Origin of the sequence: Bacteroides salyersiae WAL 10018 = DSM 18765 = JCM 12988, from assembly GCF_000381365.1 — a bacterium.
Lineage (GTDB): Bacteria > Bacteroidota > Bacteroidia > Bacteroidales > Bacteroidaceae > Bacteroides > Bacteroides salyersiae.
Genome location: NZ_KB905466.1, coordinates 2,654,821 through 2,673,575, shown reverse-complemented (window position 1 = coordinate 2,673,575; position 18,755 = coordinate 2,654,821). Strand labels below are relative to the sequence as shown.

Annotated in this window: 13 protein-coding genes; 7 read left to right on the top strand and 6 right to left on the bottom strand. The window is 44.5% G+C overall.

Going from position 1 to position 18,755, the window contains the following annotated elements; all coding sequences use genetic code 11:
* Positions 1-160: 160 nt before the first annotated feature.
* The 5 genes from HMPREF1532_RS09835 to aroQ form a co-directional block, all read right to left on the bottom strand.
* Positions 161-1,393: an FtsX-like permease family protein gene (locus tag HMPREF1532_RS09835; protein WP_005928424.1), complete on the bottom strand. Its 1,233-nt coding sequence runs from the start codon at positions 1,391-1,393 to the stop codon at positions 161-163.
* Entirely contained in the window at positions 1,390-1,725 is a 336-nt protein-coding gene (gene rbfA / locus HMPREF1532_RS09830; protein WP_005928421.1) for a 30S ribosome-binding factor RbfA, read from the bottom strand. The genes HMPREF1532_RS09835 and rbfA overlap by 4 nt, the downstream gene beginning before the upstream one ends.
* A gap of 343 nt (positions 1,726-2,068) precedes the next feature.
* Positions 2,069-2,701 (bottom strand): O-methyltransferase, encoded by a 633-nt coding sequence (locus tag HMPREF1532_RS09825; RefSeq protein ID WP_005928418.1) that lies wholly within the window; start codon positions 2,699-2,701, stop codon positions 2,069-2,071.
* Positions 2,702-2,827: 126 nt separating this feature from the next.
* Positions 2,828-4,285, bottom strand: coding sequence for a pyruvate kinase (pyk, locus tag HMPREF1532_RS09820; RefSeq protein ID WP_005928415.1), 1,458 nt, complete (start codon positions 4,283-4,285; stop codon positions 2,828-2,830).
* A gap of 147 nt (positions 4,286-4,432) precedes the next feature.
* Complete coding sequence (gene aroQ / locus HMPREF1532_RS09815) at positions 4,433-4,861, bottom strand: type II 3-dehydroquinate dehydratase (RefSeq protein WP_005928413.1); 429 nt, start codon at positions 4,859-4,861, stop codon at positions 4,433-4,435.
* A gap of 145 nt (positions 4,862-5,006) precedes the next feature.
* Between aroQ and xerD the strand changes: the two genes are divergently transcribed.
* From xerD to HMPREF1532_RS09795, 4 genes are all read left to right on the top strand, one after another.
* Positions 5,007-5,954, top strand: a complete 948-nt coding sequence (gene xerD, locus HMPREF1532_RS09810; protein ID WP_005928411.1) for a site-specific tyrosine recombinase XerD — start codon at positions 5,007-5,009, stop codon at positions 5,952-5,954.
* Positions 5,955-6,103: 149 nt separating this feature from the next.
* On the top strand, positions 6,104-7,795 hold the full coding sequence (locus tag HMPREF1532_RS09805) for a tetratricopeptide repeat protein (RefSeq protein WP_005928409.1): 1,692 nt from the start codon (positions 6,104-6,106) through the stop codon (positions 7,793-7,795).
* Between the two features lie 111 nt (positions 7,796-7,906).
* Positions 7,907-8,941, top strand: a complete 1,035-nt coding sequence (locus HMPREF1532_RS09800; protein ID WP_005928407.1) for a TlpA disulfide reductase family protein — start codon at positions 7,907-7,909, stop codon at positions 8,939-8,941.
* 25 nt (positions 8,942-8,966) lie between these two features.
* A complete protein-coding gene (locus tag HMPREF1532_RS09795) occupies positions 8,967-10,505 on the top strand; it encodes a YifB family Mg chelatase-like AAA ATPase (protein WP_005928404.1) in 1,539 nt (512 codons plus the stop codon).
* Positions 10,506-10,531: 26 nt separating this feature from the next.
* Here the strand turns inward: HMPREF1532_RS09795 and HMPREF1532_RS09790 are convergent, their stop codons facing one another.
* Entirely contained in the window at positions 10,532-12,598 is a 2,067-nt protein-coding gene (locus HMPREF1532_RS09790) for an acetate--CoA ligase family protein (RefSeq protein ID WP_005928401.1), read from the bottom strand.
* A gap of 783 nt (positions 12,599-13,381) precedes the next feature.
* Here HMPREF1532_RS09790 and HMPREF1532_RS09785 point away from each other — a divergent pair.
* The 3 genes from HMPREF1532_RS09785 to HMPREF1532_RS20545 form a co-directional block, all read left to right on the top strand.
* The gene (locus tag HMPREF1532_RS09785; RefSeq protein ID WP_005928398.1) at positions 13,382-14,731 is read left to right on the top strand and encodes a PEGA domain-containing protein; all 1,350 of its coding nucleotides are present in this window, start codon (positions 13,382-13,384) and stop codon (positions 14,729-14,731) included.
* Between the two features lie 26 nt (positions 14,732-14,757).
* Entirely contained in the window at positions 14,758-17,322 is a 2,565-nt protein-coding gene (locus HMPREF1532_RS09780; protein WP_005928395.1) for a fibronectin type III domain-containing protein, read from the top strand.
* Between the two features lie 21 nt (positions 17,323-17,343).
* Positions 17,344-18,755, top strand: a 1,412-nt coding sequence (locus tag HMPREF1532_RS20545) for a leucine-rich repeat domain-containing protein (protein ID WP_005928392.1), incomplete at its 3' end; no start/stop codon positions are given.

Sequence of the window (18,755 nt, the reverse complement as noted above, 5' to 3'; positions counted from 1 at the left end):
GTTTCTCGTAGAGGGAAAAAGTCATCATATAACACACTGATATACAAATACTTGCAAACCGCCATTTTTGTATCCTATTTTCAAGTCCAAAGCCATCATTATCTTAATAAAAACAGGTATCCAATCAGACAATATAATTAGACAAAACTGATTATATTCTTCAATGTGAAAGTAATCGTTTACTCAAATAACGTACCGGATACCATACCGAAAGAAAGCCGACTGTAAGTACCGTTACAAATATCAATACCACATCCCAGAAATGGACACTGACCGGATAAGCATCCACCAAGAACGTACCGCCTCCCCCACCTAAAGAGATAAGGCCGAATTTCTCCTGTATCAGGCAAAGAGCCAAGCCCAATACAATTCCGGATACAGCACCGAAAAGAGAGATCAACCGCCCCTCAAAAAGAAATATTCGGGAAATTAGCCGATCGTCCGCTCCCAAATTACGTAAAGTCACTACATCTTCTTTTTTATCGAGGATCAGCATAGAAAGTGAACCGATTACGTTAAAACAAGCGATCATCAGAATAAATGTAAGGAAAAGGTAGGAGATTAATTTTTCGATCTCCATGATACGGAACACATCCGCTTGCTGTTCATAACGATCCTGCACCACAAAATCATCACCCAGCACAGAAGCGATTTTTGATTTGACGGAAGATACGCCGGCATTTGGTTTCAGTTTCAATTCAATGGCAGAAACCTCGGTCGTATAATCGAGCATCCGTCGTGCAAACGCAAGGGAAGTAAGGATATAGTTACTATCATACTTCTGCTGATTGACCACAAAAACAGCACCGGGAGAAAAAAGATAATCCATATTAAAAGAAGCGGAAGGATTGGCCATGTTCACCTTCGCATTCCGCTTCGGACTATAAATCTTCAACGGATCAACAAACTGGATGCCGGTACCTAAAGTCGAGACCAGTTCAATGCCCATCACACCATAATCCACAATAGAATCATGGAGCAAAAACTCACCGGAGCCATAAAGAATACTATCGATAGCCGTAAGTTCCTCAAAATTATCTTCCACCCCTTTTATTACAGTCATCGTCTGCCGGTCTTTATACTGTACCATCGCATTTTCCTCCAAGGTTTCAGTAAACACGGCAATCTCCGGTAAAGCCCGGATCGCTTGTATACGTTCGTCCTGTGCGTCAAATACTTTCCCTTCACGAACCGTGATTTTCAGCTCCGGATCAAAAGCCGTAAAAAAACTGGCCACCATATCCTGAAAACCGTTAAAAACAGAAAGCGTACAGACTAACGCTAACGTAGCAAGTGCCACCCCGCATACTGATATACCGGAAATGATATTAATGGCATTGTGCTTCTTTTTCGAAAAAAGATAACGCCGGGCTATGTAGAAAGGGAGATTCACTTCTGAAGCAGTGAGTCTATTTTCTCGATATAATCCAATGAATCATCCACAAAGAATTTCAATTCGGGGATGATACGTAGCTGGTGACGGACACGCGTACCGAGTTCGTACCGGATAGATTTCATATTGTTATTAATATTCTTCACCATCTCCTCCCCCTTATCGGATGGGAAAATGCTAAGATACACACGTGCAATGCTCATATCGGGACTGATACGTACCGCACTTACCGATACCAATACACCGGTCATCGCCTTTGTCTGAAGCAAGAATATTTCACTCAATTCTTTCTGCAACAAACGGGATATTTTATTTTGACGGGTTGTTTCCATAAATATACATGTTAGTTTGTTCAACGTAATTTTTCTATTGCAAAGGCTATTCCAGCCTGCCTGTATAGAACACAAAGTTACAGAAATATATCGTTTGGATAATGATTTATAGCTTATTTTTAGTTTTCATTATTGAATTACACTCACAAAGCTATCTTTGCGGCAAACCGAACCGGTATTATTTGTTCTCTCTAAAAGAATACTCAGGAATAATGAATCAATAATAGCGCTGAACAGCAATGCCCCATTTCGCATGAGAGAAGTTTACTATATGGGAAAATGGGATCATGGACTCAATAGATATATGGATATTTCAATGACACCATAAATAAAAATATCTATTTTATTTCTTGCGGATAATCGTCAGCCCGTCACGCAAAGGAAGAATTACTTTCTCCACCCGAGAGTCACAAGCCACCAGATCATTAAATGCCTTAATACCGATAGTCTGATAATCATTATTGTGCGGATGTTCCTCCAATACGTGGCCGTCCCACAATGTATTATCTGCAATAATATAACCACCCGTAGAAAGATGGGCAAGTGTCATCTCATAATATTCGATATACTTACGCTTGTCCCCGTCTATAAAAGCAAGATCGAACGTAATGTCCAACTTCGGCACCAATTCAAGAGCATCACCGATATAAAACTTTATCTTATCAGCATAAGCGGACTTCTCCAACCAAGGGCGGGTAAAGTCCTCCTGCTCGTCATTAATCTCAAATGTATGAAGCATTCCTCCCTCACTCAAGCCTTCGGCAAGGCAAAGAGCCGAATATCCGCTATAAGTTCCTATCTCAAGTATCTGCCGGGGACGGATCATCTCGACAAACATTTTCAGCATCCTCCCTTGCAAGTGCCCGGAAGCCATACGGGGACGAAGCAACTTGACATGAGTATCCCGATACAACGCCTTCAGGTAATCACCTTCGTCGTCAATATGACGCAAGATATATTCATCAATAGTTTCCATACATCAGTGAAATCAAGACTATACAAGTGGAAGGATTGACGATTGGACAATTTACGATTTACGATTAAAATTACACTGCTATCACAAGACAATAGTTCTTTCAATCGTAAATCGTCCAATCTCAAATTACAAATATCTGTTTTTATTAGGCAGTACCGTTTCCTCCGCATGCTTCAACGCATCTTCCACAACGTTGATCTCAAGGAAAGAAGTCTGCGTACCGGCTTTACCGCTACTCAAGTAACCTACCATATCGGCAGGCTGCAAACGTCCCTCTTTCAGCAAACGGCGCAAAGCTGCGAAATAGTACTCCTGTCCGTTTGCCAACTCCGGCATATAAATCGCTTCCACACCATAGGAAAGAGCCAGATGACGCATCGTTTTCTCTTTGTAACAAATAGCCAATACAGGGTATTTACCACGGAAAGCAGCCAGATTACGGGCCGTACGTCCACTATAACTATCGGTAATGATGGCGCGCATTTTCAATTTCGCCGTTGCTTTCACAGCCTGCTTCGCCAAGAAAGCCGTCACGTCATTGCTATTCTCATTCAACGGAATGCGGATATCGTTTTCTTCCAACTTATCCTTTTCCGCCTGTGCAGCAATTTTCGTCATGGTTTTCACGGCTTCCACCGGATATTTCCCATAAGCAGTTTCACCACTCAGCATCAAGGCATCCGTACGATAATAGATGGCATTGGCGATATCAGTAACCTCCGCACGAGTCGGACGCGGATTATTAATCATCGTATGCAGCATCTGCGTAGCCACGATGACCGGTTTCTTAGCCAATACACATTTGCGGATAAGCGTACGCTGGATGCCCGGAATACGTTCCTGCGGCACCTCGATACCCAAGTCACCACGCGCTACCATAACGCCATCGGCCACTTCAAGTATCTCGTCAATATTATCCACTCCCTCCTGATTTTCAATTTTGGCGATAATTTTAATATCACTGTTATGCGCATCAAGTATTTCACGGATATCGAGCACATCCTGCCTGTTACGGACAAACGAATGGGCGATAAAATCAATATCCTTTTCAATGGCATACAATATATTGTTACGGTCTTTTTCCGTCAACGAAGGCAAGTTAATACGTACACCCGGCACATTCACACTTTTACGGCTACCCAAAGTTGCTTCATTCTGAACTTCACATATCAGATAGTCATCCGTTTTATCGATCACCCGAAGTTCCAGATCACCGTCATCGATAAGAATGGTTCCACCTACATTGAGATCGCGCACAAAATTGGGGTATGAAACGGCAATGCACTCACGCGTCGTTTCCAAATCGGGGTTACCGACAATCTTCACTCTTTCACCGATCTGGTAAGGAATCGGTTCCGCATTCGCGGTAGTCCGCACTTCCGGACCTTTGGTATCCATCAGGATAGCAATGCGATTTGAAACGGCACGCACATTGGCAATCAATGCCTCGAAACCCTCACGGCTGGCATGAGCCGTATTCATACGAACAACGTTCATTCCGGCATCGAACAACTGTTTTATAAAGTCTACATCACAGCGCCTGTCTGAGATGGAAGCTACGATTTTGGTCTGTTTCAGCAACATCTTGAATAATTGTTTAATTTGTTAATGCATTCATAGCCGATTACCGTTCGGCATAGCCACACATTAATTATATTTATCTATACTTATTTTATTATATTCTTTACCATTATGACATTAGTACATACCTTTCATGAACACATCGGCGCATTATTCACCGGCGCATCCTTTCAGAGCTTCAAGCGCCAGCCGGTACGAATCGAGTCCGAAACCACAGATAACCCCTCTGCACGCACAGGCAATCATGGAAACGTGACGAAACGCTTCGCGACTGTGCACGTTAGAGATATGTACCTCTATCACCGGAGCCGTCACCGAACGAATAGCATCCTGCAATGCAATAGACGTATGCGTGTAAGCTCCCGCATTCAGAATGATACCATCCGCTTCAAATCCGGTCTGTTGGATGCAATCAATCATTTCTCCCTCAATGTTAGATTGAAAATAGTTAATCTCTATATCCTTATACGTTTCACGAAGACCGGTCAGATAGTCTTCAAATGTAACACTTCCGTATATGGAAGGTTCACGTTTGCCCAGCAGATTAATATTGGGGCCATTAATAATTTGTATCCTCATAACACAATCCTACTAATTTTAATACCTTTGTCCCGAGAACATTATTTCAAGATGCAAAGATAGCGTAAACCGAATGCAGTAGCAAATTTATTTGTATTTTGCCGAGGGGCAACCTGTCTTCGCGGGGCAAAGGTAGAAAAAAGAAATGAAAGTAAACGAAAAAACAGAAAAGAAGGATACGGCGGCTCTGATAATCAGGAAGTACCAACAATATCTGAAACTGGAAAAGTCTTTATCCAAAAACACGTTGGATGCTTATATGACCGATCTGGATAAACTGCTTAATTTTCTACAATCAGAAAATATAGAGATATCGGATGTATGCCTGGACGATTTGGAACGTTTCTCTGCCGGACTGCACGACATCGGCATTCATCCGCGTTCACAAGCACGGATCATCTCGGGCATTAAGTCTTTTTTTCATTTCCTGATTATGGCAGATTATCTGGAAGCCGACCCGAGCGAATTGCTCGAAGGGCCTAAAATCGGTTTAAAGTTACCGGAAGTACTTACCGTAGAAGAGATCGACTCCATCATCGCCGCCATCGATCTGAGTAAAAACGAAGGCCAACGCAACCGGGCGATCCTTGAAACACTGTACAGTTGCGGTCTGCGTGTATCGGAACTGACTAATCTGAAACTCTCCGATCTCTATTTCGACGAAGGTTTCATAAAGGTGGAAGGCAAAGGAAGCAAACAACGGTTAGTCCCCATCTCACCAAGAGCCATTAAAGAAATTAAACTCTATTTCACAGACCGTAACCGTGGAAAAATAAAAAAAGAATACGAAGATTATGTTTTTCTGGCACGATGGGGTAAAAACATATCACGCATCATGGTGTTCCATCTCATCAAGGAATTGGCACAGACCGCAGGTATCACCAAGAACATCAGTCCGCACACTTTTCGCCACTCTTTCGCCACTCATCTGCTGGAAGGAGGGGCCAATCTCCGTGCCATCCAGTGTATGCTCGGACACGAATCCATTGCCACCACCGAAATATATACCCACATCGACCGGAACATGTTGCGGAGTGAAATAATAGAGCATCACCCGCGCAATATTAAATATCGACAAGAAAAGAAAGGCTGATTTCATTAAATTATAATAAAAACAATACCTTGTTTATATATATATCTTAAGATTTAATATCTTTGCGTTACTTTTTCCGGGTTAATGGGAAAAGATGTGTGAACGAATAGACGAATATTTCAATTACAAACATTTAAATTATACCTAAAATGATTAAGAAGCTGTATTTGCCTTTACTTATGGCATTGGTTGTTGCATTATCGTCATGTAACAAGAAAATGGGTGAATTATCATCTGATTACTTCACTACGACTCCGCAAGTGCTGGAGGCAGTAGCTGGTAAGGTTCCCGTAACCATCAATGGAAAATTCCCTGAAAAGTATTTCAACAAGAAAGCGGTTGTAGAAGTAACTCCGGTTCTGAGATGGAACGGCGGCGAAGCTAAAGGTCAGCCAGCTGTATTCCAAGGCGAAAAAGTGGAAGGTAACGACCAAACTATTTCTTACAAAGTAGGTGGAAACTACACAATGAAGACTTCATTCGACTATGTTCCTGAAATGGCTAAGTCTGAATTGTATCTTGAATTCAACGCAAAGATCGGTAACAAAACTGTTACTATTCCTGCCGTTAAAATTGCTGATGGTGTGATCTCGACATCCGAATTGGTTGAAAACACACTGCAAAGTGCCAATCCTGCTAACGGTGACGACGCTTTCCAACGTATCATCAAAGAAAAGCACAATGCGAACATCATGTTCCTTATCCAACAGGCTAACATCCGTGCAAGCGAATTGAAGACTGCTAAAGAATTCAATAAGGAAGTAGCTGAAGTAAACGAAGCTGCCAACAAGAAGATCAGCAACATCGAGGTATCTGCTTATGCATCTCCTGACGGTGGTGTGAAACTGAACACAGGTTTGGCTGAAAATCGTGAAAGCAACACTACTAAAATGTTGAGCAAAGACTTGAAGAAAGCAAAAGTGGACGCTCCTATCGATTCAAAATATACTGCTCAGGACTGGGAAGGTTTCCAGGAATTGGTTTCTAAATCAAACATCCAGGACAAAGAACTGATCCTTCGCGTATTGTCTATGTATCAGGATCCTGAACAAAGAGAACAGGAAATCAAAAACATCTCTTCTGTTTACAAAACTTTGGCTGACGAAATCCTGCCGCAACTGCGTCGTTCTCGTTTGACTTTGAACTATGAAATCATCGGTAAGTCTGACGACGAAATCGCTTCTTTGGCTGCTTCTAATCCGAAAGAACTGACACTGGAAGAACTGTTGTATGCCGCAACTCTGACTAACGACAACGGTAAGAAAGAAGTTATCTATACAAAAGCTACTGAGCTGTTCCCGAACGATTACCGTGCATTCAACAACCTTGGTAAATTAGCTTATCAAGCCGGTAACATCGACAAAGCAGAATCTTACCTGAAGAAAGCTGCAAACATCCAGGCTGCTCCTGAAGTAAACATGAACCTCGGTCTTGTTGCTTTGGCTAAAGGCGACAAGAATGCTGCTGAAGCATACTTAGGCAAAGCTGCCGGTGCTAAAGAATTAGGCGAAACATTGGGTAACCTGTATATCGCACAAGGTCAGTATGAAAGAGCAGTAAACTCATTCGGTGATGCTAAGACTAACAGTGCCGCACTTGCTCAGATCTTGGCTAAAGACTACAACAAAGCTAAAAACACTTTGGCTAACATTGAAAAGCCGGATGCTTATACAGATTATCTGATGGCTGTTCTGGGTGCAAGAACTAACAATCAGTCTATGTTGACAAGCAGCTTGAAGAACGCTGTTGCTAAAGATTCTTCTTTGGCAAAGAAAGCTGCAACAGATCTTGAATTTGCTAAATATTTCACAAATTCAGACTTCATGAACATTATCAAATAAGATAATATCTTATACGTAATAATAAAAAAGAGAGTTGCCCGCCAGACAAATGGCGGGCAATTCTTTTTTTTATCTGTAAAAACACGTACTTTCGCAGAAAAGAAATGGAAAATGAAGAAGATTAATATTCTGTTCATTCTGATACTCTGCATGACAGGCTGCAAAAAGGAAGCCGACACAACAAGTATCACCGGAGAAATTAAAGGACTGGGTAATGACACAATCTATCTGTATGGGGTGGACGGACTTTACGAACAGATAGATACTATCTGCGTAAAAGGAGACAAATTCTCTCATTCCCTCAAAATAGATACCATTACTTCTGCCGTATTATTATTTAAAAAAAATACGGAATACCCCATTTTCCTTGATAAAAAGAATAAAATAAAAATAGCAGGAAACGTAAATAATCTGAGCTGCCTGAACATCAACGGTAACATCTATAACGAAGAGTTTTCCGCTTTTCAAGCCAGCCTGCAAGAGCTTGACACCCCGTCGGATAAAGCACTTGAAGAAAAAGCCGAAACATTTATCCGCCAACACAACTTTTCTTTTGCCAGTATCTATCTGCTCGACAAATATTTTGTTCAGAAAGAAAACCCCGATTTCGATAAAATTAAAGAGCTTATCAACATCATGGCCGGAATCTTACAGGACAAACCTCGTATCGGACAACTTACAGAATATATCGGCCAACTGGAAAAAGTAAATAAAGACAAAGCAGCGCCATTCTTCAGTATCCCCAATGAAAAAGGAGAAAAAATAACCCGCACAGGGCAATTTAAAGATAAGTATCTGCTTATCAACTTCTGGGCATCCTGGTGCGAAGACTGTGACTCCACAAATGTCGAACTGCGCAAGATAAACGCCAAATACAAGAAGAGCAAAGATTTCGGGATACTCGGCATTTCACTCGATATAGACAAGAAAGCCTGGAAAAACAAAATCAAACAAGACACATTAAACTGGGAACAGGTATGTACCTTCACCGGATGGGACATGGAAACAGCCAAACAATACGCCGTTCAGAAGCTGCCTGTCAGCATACTCGTATCCCCGAGCGGAAGAATACTTGCAAGAGATATCCCGGCAGACAGCCTAAGCCACAAAGTGGAAGAAGTGCTAAAGAAAAACGAAAAGAAATAATTGCCCTTAAATTACTAAGAAAAACATGCTCATAAAAGTATTCGGAGCGGCCGTACAAGGTATAAACGCAACCCTTATCACCATCGAAGTAAACAGCTCAAGAGGTTGCATGTTCTATCTGGTAGGTCTGCCCGACTCTGCCGTAAAAGAGAGCCATCAACGTATCATCTCCGCCCTGCAAGTGACCGGGTACAAAATGCCCACCAGCAATATAGTCATCAACATGGCACCAGCAGATATTCGTAAAGAAGGTTCGGCCTACGACCTCCCGCTTGCCATAGGCATCCTTGCTGCCAATGAAACCATCTCTTCCGAGAAACTGCCCCATTATTTACTCATGGGAGAACTAAGTCTCGACGGTAGCATACAACCGATCAAAGGGGCACTTCCCATAGCTATCAAAGCACGGGAAGAGAAATTCGACGGACTGATCGTTCCCCTGCAGAATGCCCGTGAAGCGGCAGTCGTCAATAACCTGAACGTATACGGAGTTACGAATATCAAAGAGGTCATCGAATTTTTCAACGGGAAATGCGAGTTACAGCCCACGATCGTCAATACACGGGAAGAGTTCTATACCCGCCAGGAAGAGTTTGAATACGACTTTGCAGATGTCAAGGGGCAGGAAAATGTAAAAAGAGCATTAGAAGTGGCGGCGGCCGGCGGGCATAATCTTATTATGATCGGAGCACCCGGAAGCGGGAAATCCATGATGGCCAAACGTTTACCGTCCATCCTGCCGCCTCTGTCTCTCGGTGAAAGTCTGGAGACCACCAAAATACATTCCGTAGCCGGAAAACTGAGCCGAGACACCTCACTGATTACAAAACGTCCGTTTCGTAACCCCCATCATACGATTTCGCAATCAGCTATGGTTGGCGGTGGAAATTTTCCACAACCGGGTGAGATCAGCCTTGCCCATAACGGCGTACTCTTTTTAGATGAACTTCCGGAATTCCAACGCAGTGTATTGGAAGTATTGCGTCAACCGTTGGAAGATCGCCGCATCTCTATATCCCGGGTAAGATGCAGCATTGATTATCCGGCGAGTTTCACACTGATCGCTTCTATGAATCCATGTCCTTGCGGATATTATAATCACCCCACAAAAGCCTGTGTCTGTTCTCCGGGGCAAGTGCAGAAATATCTGAATAAAATATCAGGGCCTTTACTGGATCGTATCGACATACAAATAGAAATTGTGCCGGTTCCTTTTGAAGAGATGGCCAACAACCATCCTGCCGAGCCAAGCTCAGAAATTCGTAAACGGGTTATCAAAGCCCGGCAAATACAGGATACCCGTTTTGCCGACCAACCAGGCATTTATTGCAATGCACAAATGACGAGCAAACTGCTTGCCCAATATGCCCAACCCGACAACAAAGGCCTGACTTTACTAAAAAATGCCATGAACCGGCTCAACCTCTCCGCCCGCGCCTACGACCGCATATTAAAAGTATCGCGCACCATTGCCGATCTGGAAGGTAGCGAACAAATACTCTCCGCTCACCTGGCCGAAGCCATCAGCTATCGGAATCTGGACAGGGAGAATTGGGGAGGGTGAAAAGAAGGGAGAATTCTCCCCTCTCTTCATCTTTCTTTTTCGATTCTTATCCGCGCATCCACCGCTATCACCTCTTTCTCCGTAGCCAATAGCGGATTGATATCCATCTCCTTGATCTCCGTGGCAAAACGTAGCAGGGTGGAAAGACGGACGATGATCTCGGCAAATTTATCTTCGTTTACCCCTTTCTGCCCACGGGTTCCCTGAATAATCTTATAGGCACGGAGGGAATGGATCATAGAATAAGCCTCTTCATAAGACAACGGGGCAAGACCGGAAGAAACATCCTTCAAAACTTCAACAAAAATACCTCCTAAACCACAAAGTACAACGTGTCCGAATTTCTCTTCATATTTTGCACCGATAAAGAGTTCCGTACCTTTCAGCATGGGTTGAACCATAATGGCATGTGCCTCGGGAATCTGCATCATCCGATCGAACTCCAAAGCGAGATGCTGCTCGCCTTTTATGTTCAGTACCACTCCTCCCACATCGGATTTGTGTACCGGACCGACAATCTTTGCCACTACCGGGAATCCACAACGGCGTGCAAAAGCAACCACCTCTTCTTTATTGCCGGAAACAAACTCATCGACAAGCGGAATACCGGCGGAATGCAGCAATGCCTGCACATAATGGGGGGCGATATAACCATCTTCGGGGATAGAGTCGATGATACGCCTGATACGAGGTACATCCACACCGAAAAGCTCTATTTCATTGGTGGCCGGTTGCGGGGCATTCACTATCCTCGACAAGGCCGTACCCAATGTCACCTCATCAGCAAAGTTCACATGCCCTTTTGCCAGAAAAGCGGCAACCTCGGCTCCTGCCGTATTGATAGAAGGAAGAATCGGAAAAATCGGTTTACGGCAAGTCTGCATCTTTTCATGTAGCACATCATACATTTCAAACATAGTAACCAGGCCCGGAGTACCGAAAATAGCCATCATCGCATCTATATTCTCAAACTTCTCTTCACAATAATCGATGCAAAGCCGCAAATGCTCGGGAGTACCGGTAGCTAAGATATCAATCGGATTGCCAACGGCAGCACCGGGATAAAGGCGGGATTTTAATTCATCTGCCAACGGGCCTTCCAACCGGGGAACATTCAGTCCGCCTTTGCTCAGAGCATCGGTCAGCATCACCCCGGGACCGCCGGCGTGCGTAATAATAGCAAAATTCTTCCCCCGCAATTCCGGTAACGTGAAAACGCAGCCTACCGTAGTCAACTCTTCACGGGAGAAACAACGCACGATACCTGCTTTACGGAACAGAGCCTCGACAGCAGAGTCGGAACTGGCAATAGCCCCCGTATGCGAAGAGGCCGCACGGCTCCCGCTTTCGGAACTTCCCGCTTTGATGGCAGCAATCTTACAGCCTTTCTTGATCAACGACGAAGCATGAAACAGCAAACGGTCGGGATCACCGATACTCTCGATATAAAGCAATTTAATCCGTGAATCCTTTTCCGGATCAAATGTATTATCCATATATTCCAACACATCTTCCACACCGATCTGCTTCGCATTGCCTACTGACCAGACAGAATTGAACTGCAATCCTTTTGTCACCGCACTCTCCAAAATAAAGACTGCCGTTGCACCGGAACTGGAAATCAAATCTACTCCCTGCAAGCTCAATTGCGGAATAGGCTGACTGAATACGCTGTGATGCCACGTGTTCATCAACCCGATGCAGTTCGGCCCGATCAGCGAAGCACCGTATGTATTCACCGTTGCCAGAATCCGTTCTTCGAGCAGTGCACCTTCGTGCGTCTCTTCGCCAAAACCGGCAGAGAGAATGATAAATGCCTTCGTTTGCTTTCCGCTCGCCAACGCTTCTACCACATCCGGACACAACGCCGCCGGAATGGCAAGAATCGCCAAATCGGTATCGGGTATGTCTTTGGCATCGGCAAAAGAAGGAATCCCCTGCACTTCCGTCTCCTTCGGGTTGACGGCACGAAGTTCACCACGATAACCACCATTGATAAGATTCTTTAATATAGCACCGCCCGGTTTATGCACATTATTCGATGCACCCACGACGACGATGCTCTCCGGACGGAGCAACTGTGTTGTAATCATACGATTGTATATTATTCGGTTATTAATGCACAAATATAGTATTTCCCAAAAACATAAGCAACTTAAAACATGGAAATTCATTTCCCCTTTCCCCCTTCCGCTTTTCGTTATTCATCGGCATTTAAGTGCGGAAGGGAGGGGAAGAAAGTTTTAAATATAATTCCCCGTCGGTAATCATCAACTGATCGATTGACAGTAGTCAACGGATAAGCCGACAACTACCAATAGATAAATTGACTACTGTCAACATACAATAACAGTTATACAATCTGTAAAGAATTAAATAAGGAAGATATATTTCCTCCCATATAATCCATATCTTCCGGTTATGAACATAGACTCCCATTTTCAAAAATCTCTCCGTTCTGCAGTGCCAATCACCGAAGCCCTTCCGTAATATCGCAAGCTCTTCCGCTCCGTAATGCTTGCCACCAAGGCTTTTTAGCTATTGTACAAGGGGACATGTGCAATGCAACAGTACAGTTAAGGCTCCATCGGAGCATCATCATATTGTTAAAATCCGTCAAAAGCACAATCGTCACACAAATTAAACAAATAAATAACAGCACACTAATATAAATTTTGTCACTGTAAACCGTTACAAAACAAAAACAAGTAAAAGGAAATAAGGCATGCAACTATTTTTTTTAAGAATGAATGCTTCTTATTTCTGTTTTATTAACTACATTTGTAGGCGAAGTATTAATAATATAAAAGTCTCCATACTTCTAAAAAATTAGGGATGATTGCGAAAGGAGACTGTCGCAAACAAACAATTATTACATGAATCAAAACAATTTCAAACATCTGTTTTTACTTTTTTATTTTCTGTTGTTCTTATGTCCGAGTATTCTATCGGCCCAACAGAGTAAAATTATGGTAACTTCCTTTAATCGGATGGAAAACGACATCACCGCCCGTATCACAGCACCGAAACGGGATCAAAACGGAGAAATATGTGCGTTGATACGCATCGTGACCAACGAAAAAGACCTTATGTTCGAGCCCGATGCCTTAGGCATTACAGCCCGCGAAAACAAGACAGGAGAAGTGTGGGTTTATGTCCCCCGTGGTGCACGACGCATCTCAATCCTGCATGACAAACTGGGAATTCTGCGCAACTATTTCTATCCGGACATCATCGAAAAGGCAACCGTATACGAGATGGTACTCAACACAAGCGACGACCAGAACAAGCCCGTGGCGGAAAGTAACATGCAATTTCTCGTAGTCCGCCCCGAGCCGGCCACAGCCAATGTTTACATTGACGAAGAACCGGTACCTGTGGAAAACGGACTTTTCAACGCAACCATGCCGAAAGGAGAACACACCTATCGGGTGGAAGCACCGATGTATCAGCCCGATGCCGGTGTCATCAAGTTAGGTAATACTCCGGTCACCAAAAGCGTTGCATTAAAACCCAAATTCGGTTACATGGAAATCTTCTCACTGCCCGAGCAGGATGCCGACGTATACATCGACAGCGTACGGGTAGGAAAAACTCCCTACCGCAGTGACCGCATGGGGATCAAGGAATATAAAGTGCGTATCGAGAAACAAACATACTTCCCGATAGACACCGTGCTGAATGTAACCGCCGGAGAAACCGTACGCCCTACCTTCCACATGATATCCACCATCAAACCGAAAGTTCCGATGAACACGCTCATTATGGTACAGGCAGGATTTGGCGGTGGCGGGCAAACCTCCTTCGGCGGCATGATCGGTTTTACACGCACCAACGGATTCTATGCCGCTTTCAAGAGTGACTTCAACTCGATCAAAACCGTAGGTGAATGTGACGATAACCAAAAGACCACCGAAGGCGCCTCCATCATCTACGAACCGGGAAGAACAGAGAAATCCTACCTCTGCATTACAGCCGGATATATGCGCCGTCTGGCTAAACCACTTTATGGCTATGCCGGCGTAGGATACGGTAACCGCACTTTTGCCTGGCTCGAAGCCGACACGGAAGACAACTGGTATAAAAACACCGATCACTCCGCATCCGGAGTAGCGGCAGAAATAGGGGCTATCCTGCGCCTGAAAGGGTTCCTGCTTTCGGCAGGATTCAACACAATCAATTTCAAACAGCACCAGGTCACCGCCGGTGTAGGTATTATTTTCTAAGAATAACATAAATCACTTCAAACGATATGAAACGACTCATACGAACCATCGCCATCCTGTGCTTTATCTGGCTGACAGGAGGTTGTGAAAAAGATACAGAACCCACTTGGATTGCCCCGAAAATGGAGATCCAAGTAGTACCGCAAGATGACATTAAACGCAAAAGCGCCATACTGAAAGGGAATATCGGAGAAAACGATCTGGAAATTACCGAATGCGGCTTCCTCTACTCCATCAACAAGACTCTGCTCGAAAGTAAAGCATTGGGTGACAAAGATGTAATCAAAGTGCTTGTAGAGCAAACATCCGGTGAAGTAAAAGTACAATTGGAAGAACTCATTCCGGGAACGAACTATTTTTACTGCCTTTTCATCACCTGCGGCAACACCACTGTCATCAGTCCGGAAATTCTGCAGTTTGCCACAGTTGCCAACAATGCGCCCGAACTGGATGCAATAACCCTCCGAACCAAAGACAATCAAAGTATCACGGTCGCAAGCGAGGTCATCTCCAGCGGGGCAGAAAGCATCGAACTGCGAGGTGTCTGCTACGTCAAAGGAACCGAAGGCGACCCTAAATTGGGAGACAACAATGTGGCCGTACCCGAAGGCGAAACCGATTTCGTAGTCACCATCAGCAATTTGAGCGCCTCTACCGACTATACCATACGGGCTTTTGCCATGAACAACGAAGGCATCGTAGGATACGGCAAAACAACCGTTATCCGCACCGAGAATTCGGAAAAGCCAACTGTACGCACATACGACGAGCCAACTGTACGCGGTAATTATGCCGTAGTAACCGCTGAAGTGACCGATGCCGGAACTTCTGCCGTAACCTCCCGGGGATTCTGCTGGAGCAGTACAAACTCTACCCCCATGCTTGGTGCTTGCGACGGACAGACAGAAATGCCTTTAACAGAAAGTAATGTATTCGCAGGAGAAATCAATAAACTCAAAGAAGGCACCGTTTATCATATCCGGGCTTATGCAACCAACGGAAAAGGAACCGGATACGGCAATGCTGTCACCATCACTACCACCAGTGTGACACTGCCGGAAGTTACGATCACCACCCCTACGTTTACTACCAAAACAGCCGACCTCAGTGCCGCCATAGCCAGCAACGGAGGCGGTACAATCACCGAACAGGGATTCTGTTGGAGTGCATCCGTACACAATCCGCAAACAGGCACGGAAGGATGCGAACATAAAGCAATAGAAGGCGACGACTTCAAGTACATGTTAGAAGAACTGACACCGGGAACCACCTATTACGTGACAGCCTATGCCGTCAACGAAAAAGGAACCGGATACTCGAACGTCAAAGAATTTAAAACCATGGAGCTCACAGTGCCCCGACTGGATGCACTCGTCATCTCCACACCCAAAACAGATGGCGCAAGCGTCAACTGCACACTGCTCAGCAACGGCAACGGTACCGTGACCGAACGCGGATTCTGCTGGAGCACCTCCGTACAGAATCCTCGATTGGACATGCAAGGATGCGAAAAAATACAGATGACAGGCACGGAATTTCTGCATGAATTTACCGGACTAAACCCCGGTACTCCGTACTACGTGACGGCTTACGCCACCAATGAAGCAGGAACGGGATATTCTCAGGCCGGAAGCTTCACCACTGTAACTATTTCCGAACCCACGTTGGACATTCCGTATATTTCGGCCATCAATACCACCTCGGCCTATGTGCGTAGCAGTATTATCAATGACAATAATTCTCCGGTCACAGGAAAAGGGTTCTGTTATAGTACAACGAATCCCAACCCGACAACCTCTGATAAAGTGATCAGTGTTGAAGGCAACGACTTCACGCAGCAACTGCTCGGGCTGAATCACGGTACCCTCTATTACATACGCGCTTTTGCAACCAACAGCGTAGGTACGGGATATAGCAGCAGCGAAAGTTTCACCACCACTCAAATCACCGCTCCCGGCCTGTATAGTACAAATGTCTCAGGCGTCACCATCAACAGCGCAGTACTTACCGCCACGATCTACTCGGCAGGTAACGGCACCATCAGCCGGAAAGGTTTCTGCTGGAGCACCGAAACGAGTCAGCCGGATATGGATAAAAACACCCACCAAGACATTGAAGGCAACGTAACCGCCCTCAACCACACCCTCACCGGCTTAACGCCCGGAAAGACCTATTACGTACGTGCATATGCCGTCAACGAAGCGGGAGTGACCTACAATAGCCATGCACAATTCACCACGGATGCCGTCAATAAGCCGACTTTCGGAAATATCTCCGTGACAGACGTGGCAATCACCACAGCTAAAGTCACTGCACGTATCAGCAGTAACGGAAACCAGGAAATCACACGGAAAGGTTTTTATTGGAGCAGCACCAACCACGAACCGGGCGAAAACGACCAAGTAAAAGCCATCGAAGGCACAGGAGACCAGATGGTTCTGAACATGAGCGACCTGAAATCAAGTACCACTTACTATGTACGTGCTTTTGCCACAAATTCACAAGGCACAACTCTCTCTAATATCACCTCATTCACCACCGCCATCGACCCCGTACCGGGTGATGGAGATATGGGTAATCCGGATAAATAACCCTCGAAACAGAAAAGTAATATGAAAAAGATATTCTTATATATATGTATGATATGCCTGGCAGGTCTGAGCACCTACGCTGCCATAAACGGAACACAAGCAAACGATGACACTTTTGCCACCAATGCGCTGAAAGAAGGCTCTTTCCCACTGACCTTTGAACAGGAATCTACCACTGCCCCGTGGACAACTGCGGGAAACGGGGTTGTGACCAGCAGTAATAAAGAAGCGAACTCTGAAGTAGGGTTCAGTACAACGTTCAACCTATCATTTGATGCTACGGTTTCTTTCGACTGGTCTGTCAATGGCGACCAACTGATATTTTATGTGGACAACAAGCAAGTAACTAATATATCCGGCATTATATCCAACTATACCCCTTATAGTTATGATCTAAAAACGGGTGTGCATACTTTGAAATGGAGCTACAAAAACAGTAGTTCCGCTACCACCGGAGATGATCGCGGCTATGTGAAAAATATCTATATGTCGCCAACATCATTCATAATGCCGGGCGTCGCTTACCCTGTATGCGAGACCCAACTTTACTTCGGAAATGTAGTAAAAAATGCACCGACAACGGTCAACCTGAATGTCCGCAATATCGGTAGTGAACAACTAAACATAACGAAAGTAACAACCGACAATACCATTTTCTCCATAGGAGATTATGAAAAGAATATTCCAGCATTGGAGACACGCACAATCCCTTTCACCGTCACTGTAACAGCCGAAGGACTGATTGAAGCCAAAGCTATCATAGTAACCAATGGAGGCACACGGGAGGTTTCCTTGCGGGCCAATTGTACAAGCGATATAACAAGCATCGCTGTGACAAGTCCGGGGAACCTCAGCAATCAAGTATCAGCGAGCGATTATGCAAAAATCAACAATCTTAAGCTGACAGGCGTTATTAATGATACAGATATCGCTTTCATCAAGCAAAACCTAACAGCTGTCAAGACGCTGGACTTATTGGATGCCTCATTTATAAACAACAGCATCAATACGCAATTCCAAAAGAATACATGGGTGACGTTGATATTGCCAAAAGGAACATTGACAATCAATTCTGCGGCACTCCAAGAGAGTGAATGGCTACAAAGTATCGTATTGCCCGAAGGATTGACAGACATAAATTCTAATGCTTTTTACAAGTGTAGTTCTTTACAAAATATCGTCCTCCCATCCACTCTACGAACTATCGGCATAAGAGCTTTTAATGATTGTGCGTCATTAAAAGCCATAACGATTCCGGACAGAGTTGAATCTATCGAACAATATGTATTCTATGAATGCAGTGCTCTCGAAGAAATAATTATCGGAAACGGAGTAAAAAGCATATCGGGTTATGGCCCATTTGAGGGATGTAACAACCTTAAGAAAGTGGTCATCGGAAACGGCCTGACAGATTTAACCGGCAGTATATTCCA